The 14,771-nt window shown below is 49.4% G+C and carries 12 protein-coding genes and 1 rRNA gene; 7 read left to right on the top strand and 6 right to left on the bottom strand.

What is annotated here, in order from left to right; genetic code table 11:
• Positions 1–207 precede the first annotated feature (207 nt).
• The 4 genes from KOO62_12660 (at position 208) to KOO62_12645 (ending at position 3,908) form a co-directional block, all read left to right on the top strand.
• Positions 208–867, top strand: coding sequence for a protein-L-isoaspartate(D-aspartate) O-methyltransferase (locus KOO62_12660; GenBank protein MBU8934833.1), 660 nt, complete (start codon positions 208–210; stop codon positions 865–867).
• Positions 868–1,011: 144 nt separating this feature from the next.
• Positions 1,012–1,842, top strand: coding sequence for an E3 ubiquitin ligase family protein (locus tag KOO62_12655; protein ID MBU8934832.1), 831 nt, complete (start codon positions 1,012–1,014; stop codon positions 1,840–1,842).
• A gap of 10 nt (positions 1,843–1,852) precedes the next feature.
• Positions 1,853–2,413, top strand: a complete 561-nt coding sequence (locus tag KOO62_12650) for a LemA family protein (protein ID MBU8934831.1) — start codon at positions 1,853–1,855, stop codon at positions 2,411–2,413.
• A 172-nt stretch (positions 2,414–2,585) separates the two neighbouring features.
• Positions 2,586–3,908 carry a hypothetical protein gene (locus tag KOO62_12645; GenBank protein MBU8934830.1) on the top strand — a complete coding sequence of 441 codons (1,323 nt, stop codon included), beginning with the start codon at positions 2,586–2,588 and terminating at the stop codon, positions 3,906–3,908.
• Positions 3,909–4,031: 123 nt separating this feature from the next.
• Here KOO62_12645 and KOO62_12640 read toward each other — a convergent pair whose 3' ends face one another.
• A complete protein-coding gene (locus tag KOO62_12640; protein MBU8934829.1) occupies positions 4,032–5,171 on the bottom strand; it encodes a metallophosphoesterase in 1,140 nt (379 codons plus the stop codon).
• 114 nt (positions 5,172–5,285) lie between these two features.
• Here KOO62_12640 and KOO62_12635 point away from each other — a divergent pair, with 114 nt between their 5' ends.
• Both KOO62_12635 and KOO62_12630 read left to right on the top strand, forming a co-directional pair.
• Positions 5,286–5,906, top strand: coding sequence for a methyltransferase domain-containing protein (locus KOO62_12635; protein MBU8934828.1), 621 nt, complete (start codon positions 5,286–5,288; stop codon positions 5,904–5,906).
• Between the two features lie 284 nt (positions 5,907–6,190).
• The gene (locus tag KOO62_12630) at positions 6,191–8,047 is read left to right on the top strand and encodes a glycosyltransferase family 39 protein (GenBank protein MBU8934827.1); all 1,857 of its coding nucleotides are present in this window, start codon (positions 6,191–6,193) and stop codon (positions 8,045–8,047) included.
• Positions 8,048–8,089: 42 nt separating this feature from the next.
• Here KOO62_12630 and KOO62_12625 read toward each other — a convergent pair whose 3' ends face one another.
• The 5 genes from KOO62_12625 to KOO62_12605 all read right to left on the bottom strand — a co-directional run bounded on the left by KOO62_12625 (position 8,090) and on the right by KOO62_12605 (position 13,736).
• The gene (locus tag KOO62_12625; protein ID MBU8934826.1) at positions 8,090–8,278 is read right to left on the bottom strand and encodes a hypothetical protein; all 189 of its coding nucleotides are present in this window, start codon (positions 8,276–8,278) and stop codon (positions 8,090–8,092) included.
• 164 nt (positions 8,279–8,442) lie between these two features.
• Positions 8,443–11,325, bottom strand: a complete 2,883-nt coding sequence (locus KOO62_12620) for a T9SS type A sorting domain-containing protein (protein ID MBU8934825.1) — start codon at positions 11,323–11,325, stop codon at positions 8,443–8,445.
• Between the two features lie 216 nt (positions 11,326–11,541).
• A complete protein-coding gene (locus tag KOO62_12615; protein MBU8934824.1) occupies positions 11,542–12,297 on the bottom strand; it encodes a 2-phosphosulfolactate phosphatase in 756 nt (251 codons plus the stop codon).
• Positions 12,298–12,474: 177 nt separating this feature from the next.
• Entirely contained in the window at positions 12,475–13,299 is an 825-nt protein-coding gene (locus tag KOO62_12610; protein ID MBU8934823.1) for a chemotaxis protein CheX, read from the bottom strand.
• A 50-nt stretch (positions 13,300–13,349) separates the two neighbouring features.
• On the bottom strand, positions 13,350–13,736 hold the full coding sequence (locus KOO62_12605) for a response regulator (GenBank protein ID MBU8934822.1): 387 nt from the start codon (positions 13,734–13,736) through the stop codon (positions 13,350–13,352).
• A gap of 693 nt (positions 13,737–14,429) precedes the next feature.
• Here KOO62_12605 and KOO62_12600 point away from each other — a divergent pair.
• Positions 14,430–14,771, top strand: a 16S ribosomal RNA gene (locus tag KOO62_12600); the annotation flags it as partial.

Genomic DNA, 14,771 nt, shown 5'->3' with positions numbered 1-14,771 from the left:
TGTGACTGTCGAAATTCAATTCTCGATAAGGCATTAGGTGTCTCCTTTGTGGGTCATTGAAAACTCTAGGATACACCTTTTGTCTTTTACACACTTCTAAAGATATTACCCAGTTCGACTGCCAATACTATTTGTTGCAGGATAATTTTCTGATTACCATACTGTTTCACAGGACTAATGCGAGACGGTATGACAAAAGACGAGAATATGAACAACCCCGATGATGCAGATTTCATCGCACGTCGTCTGCGGATGGTTGACCAGCAAATGGTCCGTCGGGGGATTCGAAACAAGGCCGTGCTGGATGCCATGCGAACCGTGCCACGCCACCTGTTTATTCCAGAGCAATCTCAGGACAAGGCTTACCATGATGGTCCAGTATCGATTGGTCGGGGGCAGACAATCTCTCAGCCATATATTGTAGCGTCTATGACCGAATACCTACGCCTTGACCCCGAAAGCAAGGCCCTTGAAGTTGGTACGGGGTGCGGATACCAAACCGCAGTCCTGTCCGAAATAACCCCCCACGTCTTTTCTATTGAGCGGATAGCCGGATTGCTGGAAGACGCCCAGGCTCGACTGAATCGACTGGGCTATGCTTCTGTTCAGACAATGCTTGGCGACGGTTCGGAAGGCTGGCCCGAGGCCGCTCCCTTCGACGCGATCATAGTCACAGCCGCAGCACCTGCTATACCCCAAACATTATGTGACCAATTGGTGGAGGGGGGGAGGATGGTGATCCCCGTTGATAGAGGCACAACCGGACGGCAGGACTTGCTCGGACTGGTCAGGACTCCCACCGGCATTGAGCAGGAAGTTCTCTATGAAGTTCGTTTTGTTCCATTGCTTGGCGAGATTGACGGTTAGCTGAACATTGTCTCGGTCTGTCATCGTTGATCTCATCGCACAAGAGAACTTGTCGTCTCCTGACTAAGGAATATTTACAACTGGACATCGCCAATGCAGCTAGATATAATAGAGAATTAATAACTCCATTGCGAGGAACGAGGGATGACAAGCACTGAAGACTATCTCATGGCTGCAGCGTTTGTTCTGATCGGCGGTTTTACCTTTTTCCTGGGGTTTATCAAGATGCGGAAGTATCGCCTCATTCGTGATATTCCGCGTTCCAAGATCAAGTCGATGGCTATGGGTGTTATCGAAATCCACGGCCATGTTGAAGCGGACAAACTTATCAAATCTCCATTTTCTCAAACAGAATGCGTTTACTACAAATTCGAGATCAAGGAGTATCGTCAATCGAGTTCTTCAAAAAAATCCGGCTCTACAAGAAAATGGGAAGTGGTTGGGTCAGGCGACAGGAGTGTACCCTTTATTGCCAAGGACGAAACAGGCACGGCGTTGGTGGAACCTGACAAGGCGGAGTTTGTGGTCACTCACAAAAAAGTGTTTTACCAGAAGGGACAGGGATTTCTTGCATCCCTCAAATCTATCCCTCGAATCGTCAAGGCACTCAAGACTTTCAACCCGAACGACACCACCTCGCTCCTCCTTGAAGGGGATCCGCTTCAACCGATGGAAGAGCGAAAAGGTCTTCAAGTCACGAATGTTGGGGACCGCAAGTACTATGAGTATTATATCGAACCGGGCGATGGCCTGTTTGTGCTGGGTACAGCGGCAAATAGTCCCGATACCCCCGGAAACATTGTGATCAAACGTGGCAAGAACGAAAAGACATTCATCATCTCGGACAAGAGCGAGAAAGCTGTTCTTAAGAACATAAAGAAGACAATGCTGATGTGCTTGATCATTGGTGGCATCTTTCTGGTTACAGGTGTCCTGCTGCTCTTCATGGCTATGGGAATTGTCTCAGGAGGTTGATAATATGGAAATGCTTTGGACAGTTATCGGTGTTGGAATCCTACTGGTAGTAATCGTAATCATTGGTTGGTTGATCGGTGTCTACAACTCCCTGGTGCGATTGAAAAACAATATCCAGAAGGCCTGGAGCAATATCGACGTGCTCTTGAAACAGCGTCACGACGAGTTGACAAAACTGATGAGTTCAGTCAAGGGGTATATGAAACACGAAGAGGGTGTTCTTACCAAGATAACTCAAGCCCGAACAGCGTTTCTTGATGCCAAGTCGGTTGGAGATGTAGCCAAAGCCGACAACATGATGACTTCAACTCTGAAGTCGCTGTTTGCGGTGGCAGAGAACTACCCGGAACTCAAAGCGGACCGAAGTTTCGCCCAGTTTCAGGGACGTATCAGTGAGATCGAAGAGCAGATTGCCGACCGGCGTGAATTCTACAACGATTCAGTCAACACTTTCAATATCCGAATAGAACAAATTCCAGACATGTTCGTTGCCCGCATGTTGGGCTACACGCGCAAAGATTTGTTTGAGGTTGACGAATCCGACCGCCGGGATGTGGAGGTTCAGTTTTGATTACGAGTTGTTGCACAGACATAAACAAGAATTGTCTTATTTGGGAGGAACCATAACCAGAATTAATCCATGTAGGGTGACAGACACGGCGTGAATCGAAGCGCGCAGAATGTTGTATAACAGACAAGCAATAAATCCCATCGGAAGTGACCGCCATAATTACATGAACCACATGATTAAGAAATCTCTGCTATGCGCTAGTCTGTTTGTGGTAATGTCGTTTTGTTGGACGACAGTACATGCCAATGAACCACCGAGATCGCTTACGGTGCAGATTGAAAAAATCGACTACGCCTATCTGGGCATGGTGAGGGGTGTCAGGGTCATGATTTCCGGGCAGGCGGCTGAGGTAACAGAGTTTGACTTTCTTTTCGCCTACTACTCCATGGGTTTCACTTTCTTGGGTGTTACCCCCGGAGATTTCGATTCGACGGCTGAATGGGAATCTCTCGTTTACCATGCGGGACCACCAGACTTGAAAGCTCAAGATAGGTGGCCGTACGATACTGTTCGCGTGAAAGGAGTATTCTCCAAGCCGGTATATCTCGGCGGTGGCGACAATGATTCGATGTCTACTCTTCTCTTCACGCTCGATCTCAAACTGACCAATGACCGTACCTTTACGTGCATGAACCTGCCAATACGTTTCTGCTGGTGGGACTGCGATGACAATACGATTGTCAGGGTCGACGAGGGAGAGTCGGAGGTTGGCAGTTCAACTGTGCTTTTGTCCGATAGGGTGTATGAGCCGTACGAATGGGAGATAACCAGACCGGATACATCAGTACCTACATTTTTCGGGGCGCTACATGACTGTGATAATGCCAAGAGTGAGCCAACACTACGCAGTATCACATATGTCAACGGTGTGGTTGGTGTTGTGTGTTTCGAGTCAATTGATGGTCGGGGTGATATGAACTTGAACGGACTCTCGATTGAGTTGGATGATGAGCGAGTCTTTATGAACTATTTCTTATATGGGGACAGCATATTCACGCATCAAGATGCTCAACGAGCAGCCTCAGACATGGATATGAACGGTAATCCCTTGACAATCGCGGATCTGGCTCTAATGGCACGCATCATCGACAAAGACTTCGAGGATGACTTCAGCTTTCCTGACCCTCCAGAGCTACGTCCGTGGATATTGCCGGGTCCTAACGGCGAACTATATAAGCCAGGCTTGTGGTTATCGTTTCCGACCGGTGAGGCAGCGTTGATCCGATTCCCGAGCCGTGTTGCTCTCGCTACCGATGACAGTCTGTCGGTCGTATATATGATCTTCGAAGGTGTTGTCAACCCGTCGCTGATCGATCCGGAATTGAATCTGTATTTTGCTAACGTTGGAGATTCAACTCGTGTTCTGGTCACTTCGTTTCATACCGACAAGGACATAGTGAGTGGAGCATTGGTGGAATGGGATGGCGAGGGCGAACTCGTGGAAGCACAGGCGGCGACGCATCTTAGTGGGCAAGTCGTTATTGTGATAAGGTAATCGGGACCATGAGATCGCCACGTCCGCTGGCGCGGACTCGCGATGATTGGACCCCTGCTTTCGCAGGAGTGATCTCAGTGTCACAACCCGAGCAAATCGATGGCTCTGCCTGTGAAATCGTTGTCAGCGCAGTTCCGCCAACTTACCATCACCCGACACACGATAGAAACGGCCGTCTTTCCAGAGTAGCGCCTGAAGCGATCCAAGCTCATCCACAGGTATATCAATGGCTATGACGCGGTTATCATAAAGGCCTATCAAGCTGTCTACTTCAGTGTGACCAACCACCACCGTCGCGGCATCGAAGTGAGCCAGTATTCGATCCACATCATCTGCTGTAGCCTGTGGATACCGATTTTCCATCTCATAGTGGTAGCCTCGATACCATAGCGGTCCGAGGCTACTCAATAGGAATTTGACCTGTTCGGTAAAGGCGAGACGTGACGACAGCATGTCAATCCCGCTTCGTACCGTACGGTTCAGATCATCAAGTGTGAGACCGCTATCGATCACCATTGGGGAGATACCGGCATGGACAAACAAAATATCATTGATTCTTATCACTACTTGCTTGGAACGCAACCATTGCCCCAAAGCCATGTCAGGTCCATAGAGGTCCATGTGTTTGATACGACTCTTACGCGCAATACCCTTCAGGTATTTTTCGTGTATGTATCTGTCGTCCCCGCGTAACACCATCATCTCGTGATTACCAAGCAGGGTGTGAACCATCCCACCGTGCTCTATGGCTTCCTGCTCAAGATGGTAGGTCAGCCATAGACATTCAGTCACCATATCTCCCCGGTCGAAGATATCCCCGTTCACAACCAGATGGCCGTCACCCCACTTCCAGCGAAGATCGTCATCGATGACACCACCGTTTTGCAGGATGTTCACCATGTGTTCGTAATCGCCGTGAATGTCGCTAATAGCGAACAGCTTACTCACGCCGGTGAATACTGCCGGTTGTATGTTGTAGTCACCCGCAATGACTGAGTACTGGACTTCGGTATCGTGACACAATCCCTCAAAGTGTAGTGTGTCGGTAAATACGATACGATGTTTCACAATCGTCTCGTCGCAATAGTAAAGCACAACAGCCAATGTATCGTTGTCCCAAAATACGTAAGGACCTTCATCCAGGTTGGCTTTACTTACGCTAGTGCTGTCATTTGCAAAGGTCAGTTGATAGAATATGACCAACACAATGATTGAGATCACAGAGGTTGAAAGTAATTTTGCATGATGTAATATATTTCGCATAGTCCTTCTTCCTGTTAGGGCTCTTGTGACTCCTCAAGTTAGGAACGTCATTGAACATTGGCAACGACATTCCTTGCCTATGAGTATGGTCATTGACTATCTTGACCGGTGGTTATGAATAGTGAGAACCCATATGATCGAAAATACGCTGGCGAAGAGTACTACTGGGGGAAAACACCTTCGTCAATGTGTGCCAAGGTACTGGAATTCGCAGATGCGGTGGGTTCAAAGTGTCCAAAGCTGATAGACCTGGGCAGTGGGGAAGGTAGAGATGCGGTTCATTTTGCTCAGCATGGTTTTGATGTTACCGCTCTGGAATTGTCACCGGTCGGCGTTGAGAAGACCATCCGTCTGGCCGTGGATAGCGGGGTGTCGGTTACTGCCATTCAGGGTGATATCTTTACCTGTGAATTACAGAACAATCACTATGATGTCATCTTCTCGACTGGAACCCTGCACTACCTTCCGCCCGACATTCGCAGGGATCGTTTCGATCATTTCAAGAATGCGACCGTGCCCGGCGGCATCAACGCTCAAATGGTTTTCGTGGAGAAGCCGTTTGTGGAGAAGGCGCCCGATGCTGAGGAAAAGCGGTATCTTTTCCGGTCCGGCGAGTTGATGAGCTATTATTGGGACTGGGAGATTTTGTTTTCCGTAGAAGAAATCTTCGACTGTCAATTGGGTGACATACCCCATCGCCACGCCTGTAACCGGATCGTCGCTCGTAAGTCATGAAGTTAGTCATCCAACTGTACCTGGAGGACCAAAAAAAACCGGCTTATCGGACTTGACAAATGGATAGAATTGACGATATTAGTTACAGGAAGGCCCGCCCCGGGGTATAAACGAGCGCAGTGCTCGGCCTCGTCGCCGGTAGCGACAACAGCGGGTTACTTCTGTACATTTTCTATCAAGTTTGATGCCTCCGATCCGGGTCGGAGGTTTTTATTGAATAGGGACTTGCACGGGTACCCCGCCTTTTTGTTGTCACCTGCCTACGGCATTCCTATCTTGAAGATATGAATCTGGATAAAACATTTGGACGTCTCGGTCGTTATCAGACGTGGCTGGTGCCATTGGCACTATTTATCGCTGCGATTACAATGCGACTGATTTTTCTCAACCAGATACAGGAATTCCCGACCTTCGATCATCCCATCATGGATGAGGGCTATCACGTCCAGGTTGTCGACCAGATCAACTCGGACACATTACCGAAAGAACCATTCTATCGCGCTCCTCTGTATCCATACCTGTTGGCGTTATTCATGCAAATCGCCGGTGGTTCGTTGTATTGGGTACGCTTCATCCAGATTGTCCTCGGTTCGTTTCTTCCTCTGTTGGTATATGGTCTCGGGGTGCGTTTGTTCAGCCGCAACATTGCCTTCTGGGCGACTTCTCTTGCTGTCTTCTATCCCACGTTTCTCTATTATGACGTCACTCTTCTGATCACATCTTTGATGGTACTATTGACAGCTCTCTTTGTTTACCAATTGTATCGATGTCAGAGTGATCCCGAGCGATTGAGCCTTTTCGTAGTCGCCGGGTTGCTATTGGGCCTTGCCGGTCTGGCTCGTCCGAATATCTTACTGGCCGGTCCGGTTTTGGCTTTTTGGGTCTGGCTCATATTGAAACCGGAGTTGGGATGGCGCAAAGCGCTCATTCGTTATGCGCTCATCGGGTTTGCATCGTTGATCGTAATCCTGCCAATTACTATCCGCAATTATGTCGTCAGTGACGACCCGGTTTTCATTGCCTGGCAAGGAGGATTTAATTTTTACTTGGGCAACAATTCCGAAGCCACAGGCTGGTCGGCCACGGTAAGCGATATCGATCCTACGTGGCAGGGAGGATACCGTGATGCTGTCGCAGTAGCAGAGCATCGCCTGGGAGGGACTCTGAAGAAATCAGAGGTTTCCGATTTCTGGTACGACCTGGCTTGGGAAGAGATCGTTGCCCATCCGGGGCACTTTCTGACCCTGCAAATAAAGAAGGCTCGCCTTTTTGTCAATGGTTACGAAATTCCCAATAATCAGGACATTTACTTCACACGCGATTTTGCACCGATCCTACGACCCCTACTGTCCAATGGATTTGTATATTGGCCATTTGGACTTTTGATGCCGCTCGCGATCCTTGGTTTCTTCTTTTCTCTGAGGAGGTGGCGTAAATTTCTCGCATTGTATTTGGTGAGCGGGGCGTGGATATTGTCGCTGCAGATGTTCTTCGTCTGTGCTCGTTATCGTCAACCACTGATTCCATTGATATTGTTGTTCGCCGTCTATGCTGCTGTCCGAATCATTGAGCTGGCTCGCCGGCGAGACAAACGGAATCTGTTACTGGTTTGTATCGCAGGAGTGCTTCTGCTCTGGGAGAGTAATCACGATATTCTGCATTTATCTCCCCAGCGAGTAGAGGCGGAAAATCGACATATGCTTGGCAATGCATTCAATGACCAAAACAACCCGATCCGGGCTGAGAAGGAGTTTCGCAAGGCTATCGCCGCCGACAGCACTTTTGCTCCGGGATTCAACAATCTTGGTATGATGTTGGCGCAGAGGGGAAGTTGGCTTGAGGCGGCCGATTTGTTTCGACACGGGATTACTATTGATCCTCAAACGGTGGAGACTTTCTTCAATCTGGCCACCGCCTATCTGGAGTTGGGAGACAATGAGGCCGCAATTGATGTTTTGTTGCGGGCGAGGCAACTGCACCCGTTCCATGACTATGTTCACCTCAAGCTGGGCATGACCTATTACGAAATCGGTCAGCTACCCCAAGCCCTGGAAGCGGTCGAACAGAGCCTCCGCATTAACCCGTCTAACGAAACGGCCAGACAATTCTATCAGCAAATACAGCAGGCGATAGAGCAGTAGATTTCAGAGGGCGGCAGACACTCCCGTCACGGACTCGCTTGTCTACATCATACGACTCTGACCAAATCCCAGTATCTTCTGGCAGTGTGGACAGAAATACAGAACGTTCTTACCGGTAAACACTCCTAGTCCTTTAGCTCTCATATACACTTCGGTAAGTGCTACCTGGCAGTGAGGACAGATCGGTGCCAGATCATCTCGGGCGGTGATTCGTAGTTCTGTTGTTGCCATCGTCATTCTCCTTAGTCAAACCGTTATCGAACTTGTCATCAGTTCAGATTGATGCTGTCAATATTACCCCGAAACCAGATTTCTATTCACATCCAATCGCAAGAACGGTCACTTCTTGAAGAAAGAAGTGACCGTTCTAATTAGTCAGCTAAAAGGTTTTCTGCTTACTTAAGCAGCAACATCTTCTTTGTCTCAGTGAATCCTTCTGTTTCCAGACGATAGAAGTACACACCACTGGCCACGCGAGAACCATGAGAATCAGTGCTGTGCCACTGAACAATGTGCCGTCCCGCTTCAAACGTACGATCAGCGAGAACCGCTACACGCTGCCCCATAATATTGTATACTTCGAGTCTGGCTTTCGACGACTTAGGAAGGTTGAAGCCAATCTCGGTAGTCGGGTTAAATGGGTTCGGATAGTTCTGCTCCAGGGTGAAGTCGTCAGGCAGACTTTCCAATTTACCAGCAATCGTGGCCGTGAAGTCTTGATGTTGTGCATCGGACACCACCGCTTCGCTTACCTGATATTCACCTTCGAGTTGGACAATTTGCGTGATCCCCGTGGCGATAACCGATGCGCCGTCAAGATCGAGTAAACCAATCCTGATGACCGAACCGTCGCTGCCATGGATCATGTCGATTTCGCTGCCAAGCAGGCTAGTTGGTATGCCACCGGAATTACCGATCAACTCCAATTGAACACCGCGCAGCGTGATCGGTGTTTCAATCGCTATCGTGGTATAACCATTCTCGTAACTCCGGACCACCATGATATCAGAAGCAATCTTGGCTGGGGCTGGAGCGTCACCAATACAACCGCAATTCGGATCCGGACCACCCTGGAACAGGTAGTCTACAAGATAAGTCAGATCTGCAATATTCGGACCGGTGCATGAGGCATTCATGTCCATCGCATTTGCCACACACGCGGCAGGTCCCCCTAGGAAGAGATGGGCGACAAGTCCGGTAAGGTCCATAATTATCACGTTTCCGTCGCCATCAAAATCACCCGGTAGATACTCAGGCACTATGGTGACGTCACGGTAGTAGTCAAAACCGGCTGGCAGATCAAAATTGGTCGCATCGGCAAAGAGAAGGTGTCGCGTAGGATCTTCATCAAGGGCTGTATCCCATCTGACGATTGCCGACGTGTCGCAGTTGCCCGCATGGTTGAAATGAACGTTGAATACAACATGATCGCCGGGCGGAATCATATAGCCAGATGAGTTAGCGAGGGCTACATAGATGAAGCCCGAATCAGGCTTAATCTGGGACACATTGTAGTTCCAGCCTTCGGTAATCAAACCCTCGAAACTGATACTCTCTACCTCAACATCTGGCGGTATAGCCAGCGGGATTGATGCTCCCTTGATGTGCTGCGTCAGTTTCACCGACACTGGCTGAACAGCGTTGCATGGGCCAGTCACGACCGAGGGTACGATCAGAGAATCAGGAGGTCCTCCAAGTGAATCCGGTCCTGGTATAATGGTGAAACAGTGTGGCCCTGCCCAGTTGGGATGATGCTCTTCAGTCCCTAATGCAACAGACCACATCCAATCTCCACCGGGTGGGAAAAAGCACGAATCCAGACAAATATGCCGCCCAACGTATGACGAGTCTATCGGGCCGATGTGTATGCTATAGGTTACCTCATTAAATCCTACCGGAATTCCCGGTTGGAACATCCTAAACCCAGCGAAGGCGACCGTATCAGCGCCCATTCCGTCGGTACTGAATTCGTTGATAAACAGACCACCATCAAGATGAGGGAAGAGGGGGGAACCTGTTGTGTCACCCCAGGAGTTACTCCACTGGGCGCCATCCGGTGAATAGACCATGAAGCCGTGAGAGAATCCTTCGATGGGAACCCCGGTCGTGTTGTTCATCCTCAGATGAAAAGTTATTGGCGCACCGGTGACAATAGAATCACCGCCAGGCGATCCGGTGACATGGTCAAGAATGACTGCACCGGGGTCCGGAGGTGGGTCGTTGTATGCAATGTCATAGCAATATGGTCCCCCCCAAGATGGATAGACATTCCCTCCCGAAGTGGACCAAAGCCATTTGCTGACCGGTGGGTAGAAACTGGAGTCAATGCACAGCGTAAAACCGCTATCAACACAGCTTACTTGTGTTGTAATTGTCATGACCGTTTCGTTATAGCCGGGCGGAATGCCGTTGGTAAACATGTAGAATCCACCCAGCCCGATCGTATCTGCGCCCATGCCGTCAATACTGAACTCATTGATAAAGACGCCACCGTCAAGATAGGCACCTAACCCGCCGACTGTATCCGATATTGGCGGCTGCCAGGTTGCACCATCCGGTGAGTATATTCTATATCCGTTGGTCATGCCCTGAATGAATTCGCCGGTTGTGTTATCCAGATTAATATTGAACGTCACGGGTTGGTTGCAGTTGATCGTGTTTCCCGGACCCGCGCCAGGACCCGACAGCTCTACCGTGATGCCACCGTCCGGAACAGAAGAGCCTGGAATAATCGGATAGCAATACGGTCCTCCCCACGACGGATGGTAATTTGTGCCGCCGTCAATAGCCCACAGCCAGTATCCTGAAGGAGGGAAGAACACTGAGTCGATGCAAAGTGTCTTACCCACTTGGGACGTATCAACCGAAGTTGACATAGTTGCAATGATACCGTCGTATCCGTTTGGGAGTCCCGAGCCGTGCAATTTGACTCCCCAGATACCGATCGTATCGGCACCCATACCGTCAACGCTGAATTCATTGATACCGCGATCCAGGTCAAAGGCGATCACAAATCCGGAGTCCAGAGTGGTAACAGGTGGAGCCCAAGCAGCCCCGTCGGGTGAATACATTATGAACCCATTGGTCATGCCGTCAATGTTACCCCCGGAATTATTGTGCAGACGAACGTCAAATCGGACTTCTGCACCCGAATAAATCGAGTCTCCCGGGGCTGCTCCCGGCCCCGACTTCTCAATCGTAATTCCTGCGCTCACCACTGTAGCTATGCCAAGCACAGCCACTGTGGTCAGTGTGAGAATCAAACCCACTCGTTTCATAAATCCACCTCCTTGGAGATTCAAATCGTTCTGCTTCTCTGGCTGCAGGATTCGCACAGATCACGGTGATTTGTCAGTAGTCAGAAATCTGCGAAACCGCGAAGCCTGATTGCGGAACAGATTCGGTATTGTATAAAAGACTATCAATTCTTCAATGCTTAAGTATACGAATCCTGGCTACAGTGTCAAGCAAAAGAATGGCTAAGCGCATAGCATTCACGCTGTCAGAACACCATCACGCAATATAGGAATGGTATCGCTACGATTCAACTGCGATGCGTAGCGAACGTCATCGCCAAAACCGATCTCTCGTAACTCCTGACCACTTTCACATTCCAATAGAATGTCGGTCAATCTATCCCGGTTGCCAATGAATGCGGTTTCACACACTCTGGCTTCAGGTGTCTTGACAGAATCAATGTATGACAGAATTGCTCCGGCCCCGAGATAGTCTTCAAGAGCAAAGCGAATCGTTCCGTCGGCGGTAGGAATCTTGAATCTCTCACCACATGCGATAACCGTTATTCCTGCTGATTGGCAATCTGGTTTAGCAACCTTGCCTGCCATCGTCGCCGTTGCACGCGCGTTGATTAAGGCACCGATTAGAATTCTCGATGATGGTCCCAGGGCTACTCGTACACAGGTAGCGCCATTGGGCGACGGTAATACTATTCGTGTGCCCGACTCTACTTCGGTGCAGGTGAGAGGGGAGAGGGAGAACCGACCGCGCTGTGGTACTTCTTTTCTTCCAACAGCCACTACGGCATTCACTCTTTGCGCCAGTTTGTGCGGGTCGTCATCCTCTCGACACGGATACACGACTGCACCGTTCTCGACCGCTGTGATCGCCGTTGTGGAGAAGCTGAGCGTATCGACAACTATAATTAGATCCCCCCGAGTTGCCGCTCGTTCGACTCCACTCCGTCCCCAATCGAGGTGGCAAAGTGTTCCGTCTTTGTCAAAGTCAGGCACGATGATTTACGCTCCTTGTCTGTGAGAGCTTCAGATTGCACACCAACCGTAATTAGAACAACAGTATACATCGACCAGGCTCTGGGGTCAATTATCCCATAGAACGTGATGGAGCGCCAGATGTGTCCGATCAAGTGGAAGTTCAGGCAAATGTATAGTAAGAAGGGCGGTGTCGAATCAGGTAGACATCGGTGCTTTGACTTTGATACGGATCGACAGTTGTAGAATAAACTGATAGCCCAGACATTCTAAATAGAAGGAATCCTCAAGCCCATTCTTCGTCCAGTGCCACGGTTTGGATTCCTTTACTTCCGGAATGGCGATGACGATATCTCGTCCCTCATGGGAGAGTTCGGTTCTTAAACGTCCGGCGACTTGATTTGTGATTTCGCCGACGCCGTCGCGGATCCACGATTGTTTGACTTTCGATGAATCGCAGCCCAGAATCCGCGCGGCTGTTTGTACGGCCAGATTGTAGGGGAGCAGCACGGTCAAGGTGCCATCAACATCACCAGACAGAGGAACGCTGCCACAATAACCTTTGTCGTCTCCGATCGGGGGGGTTGCATCCTGGTTCTGACGAACGGATGAGCCTGTGGTTGTCTCAAGCACGTAGATAACCGCCTGAAGAGCACTGCTGATGATCTTGGTCATCAGCGCTCTGTCGGGAAGCGACTGCAACACACTCTCAACAGTCTCCGGTAGAAACGGCCTGGAAATCATCCCGTAGGCGATTTCTGACAACTTGGCGTCAGGGCTATTATTCTCCGCCAGAACGTTCACGAGAACTATCGGAATGCCCAGAGTTTGGGCTGTCTTGATCGCCTCAGGCAAAGGCGAATCGTCAGAGATAATATCGTCCTCCACCAGTACGATATCTGGAACAGTTGAAGGCATGGATCCATCGGGAACAATGGAAGTAAGTTGCCCGTACTTTTCGAGTATTCTACCGAGGTCAGCTGGCGGATTGTCCCGGCTTGTTATGTAGCTAAGACTCTTCACTTATGGATTACCTTGATCTTTTTCCGGTCCCCTTGAAATGAATTAACGTTCTATTGCGACACTCCGGGACGGTTGGGCAATAGCTCCTTGATTCGTTCAGAGAGAGCTTCCTCGGCGAACGGTTTCACCAGATACGAATTTGCTCCAGCCTTGAGGGCTTTTACAACATCGTCCTCAGCACCATCGGCGGTGGCCATAAGGATTGGAATTCTATCGTACTCAGGGGTGGCTCTCATTCTGGTCAGAACCTCAAACCCGTCCATGATCGGCATATTCCAGTCGAGCACAACCAGCCAGATATTGGAATAATGTTTGCGCAGTTTGACCAAGCCGTCAGCACCGTTCTCAGCTTCGAGAGGTGTAAATCCATTAGCCTTGACTACCTTCGCTATAACCCTGCGGATGATCACTGAGTCTTCGACAATTAGTATATTCATTTTCTCTTGCTACCTCCTTCGTTCCTTATCTTTGCTATTACTTAATTCATATCGGAAAATCCCCTCAAGACATGAATCCCCACCAATGCTCTTCAGGTCATCTTATTGGAAATCAGTCCCACTGCGGTCGTCTCCCCGTCATCGCATTCCAATCAACCGCATTCGCACCCCACAAAGCACCTCACAACGCAGTGCAACATCCTATATCCCTGTCGCTTAGCTAAATGTTTCAACTTTGCACTTTTTCCCTCAAATAGGTCTTGACACCCACTGGGTTAAGTATTATGATGGCCCGCCGATAGAGAAGATGGTCGATGACGCCAAGTGGTGCGACTAAGATAAAGAGCTTGATTTTTGGGAGATGTTTTCGTATATTAGATTCGCTTCAGAGGAGTTACTTCTTTACGAAAATAACCTGAAGAAAGCACTTGACATGTGTTTGGCAGCCCCTTATACTGGGTGTCTGCCGGAGAAATTGTCGGCAGATTTTTTGTGACTGTTCTTTGACAACTTAATAGCCATCGGATTGTTAAGAAGAGGCGGGTCCTGCAGGTTTACTGTAGGTCCGGAATTATTTGAATTTCGAGACCCTTTTCTATTTGAAGTTTCCAAACGATCCGAACATGAGCGTTCCTTTTTTGAAAGGTATTGTTCGGAATCAGGAATCAAATTGAAATCAATATGTTTTAATATGTTGTGGAGAGTTTGATCCTGGCTCAGAACGAACGCTGGCGGCGTGCTTAATACATGCAAGTCGAACGAGAAAGCCCGGCTTCGGTTGGGCGAGTAAAGTGGCGAACGGGTGAGTAACACGTGGACAATCTACCCTTAAGTCTGGGATAATCCTCCGAAAGGAGGTCTAATACCAGATAAGACCACGGGAAGGCATCTTCCTGAGGTCAAAGGCGGGGCAACCTGTCGCTTAGGGATGAGTCCGCGCTCCATTAGCTTGTTGGCGGGGTAATGGCCCACCAAGGCTTCGATGGATAGCCGGCCTGAGAGGGTGATCGGCCACACTGGGACTGAGATACGGCC

The sequence above is a fragment of the Candidatus Zixiibacteriota bacterium genome, from assembly GCA_019038695.1.
Taxonomy (GTDB): domain Bacteria; phylum Zixibacteria; class MSB-5A5; order GN15; family FEB-12; genus B120-G9.
The sequence above is the reverse complement of the archived record's forward strand: the minus strand, read 5'-3'. Positions and strand labels throughout refer to the sequence as shown.

Bases quoted from the DNA above. Each gene is read 5' to 3' on its own strand.
- KOO62_12605 (MBU8934822.1), bottom strand. From the start codon at position 13,736: ATGAATATACTAATTGTCGAAGACTCAGTGATCATCCGCAGGGTTATA.
- KOO62_12650 (MBU8934831.1), top strand. From the start codon at position 1,853: ATGCTTTGGACAGTTATCGGTGTTGGAATCCTACTGGTAGTAATCGTA.
- KOO62_12640 (MBU8934829.1), bottom strand. From the start codon at position 5,171: ATGCGAAATATATTACATCATGCAAAATTACTTTCAACCTCTGTGATC.
- KOO62_12625 (MBU8934826.1), bottom strand. From the start codon at position 8,278: ATGGCAACAACAGAACTACGAATCACCGCCCGAGATGATCTGGCACCG.
- KOO62_12630 (MBU8934827.1), top strand. From the start codon at position 6,191: ATGAATCTGGATAAAACATTTGGACGTCTCGGTCGTTATCAGACGTGG.
- KOO62_12655 (MBU8934832.1), top strand. From the start codon at position 1,012: ATGACAAGCACTGAAGACTATCTCATGGCTGCAGCGTTTGTTCTGATC.
- KOO62_12635 (MBU8934828.1), top strand. From the start codon at position 5,286: ATGAATAGTGAGAACCCATATGATCGAAAATACGCTGGCGAAGAGTAC.
- KOO62_12660 (MBU8934833.1), top strand. From the start codon at position 208: ATGAACAACCCCGATGATGCAGATTTCATCGCACGTCGTCTGCGGATG.
- KOO62_12620 (MBU8934825.1), bottom strand. From the start codon at position 11,325: ATGAAACGAGTGGGTTTGATTCTCACACTGACCACAGTGGCTGTGCTT.
- KOO62_12645 (MBU8934830.1), top strand. From the start codon at position 2,586: ATGATTAAGAAATCTCTGCTATGCGCTAGTCTGTTTGTGGTAATGTCG.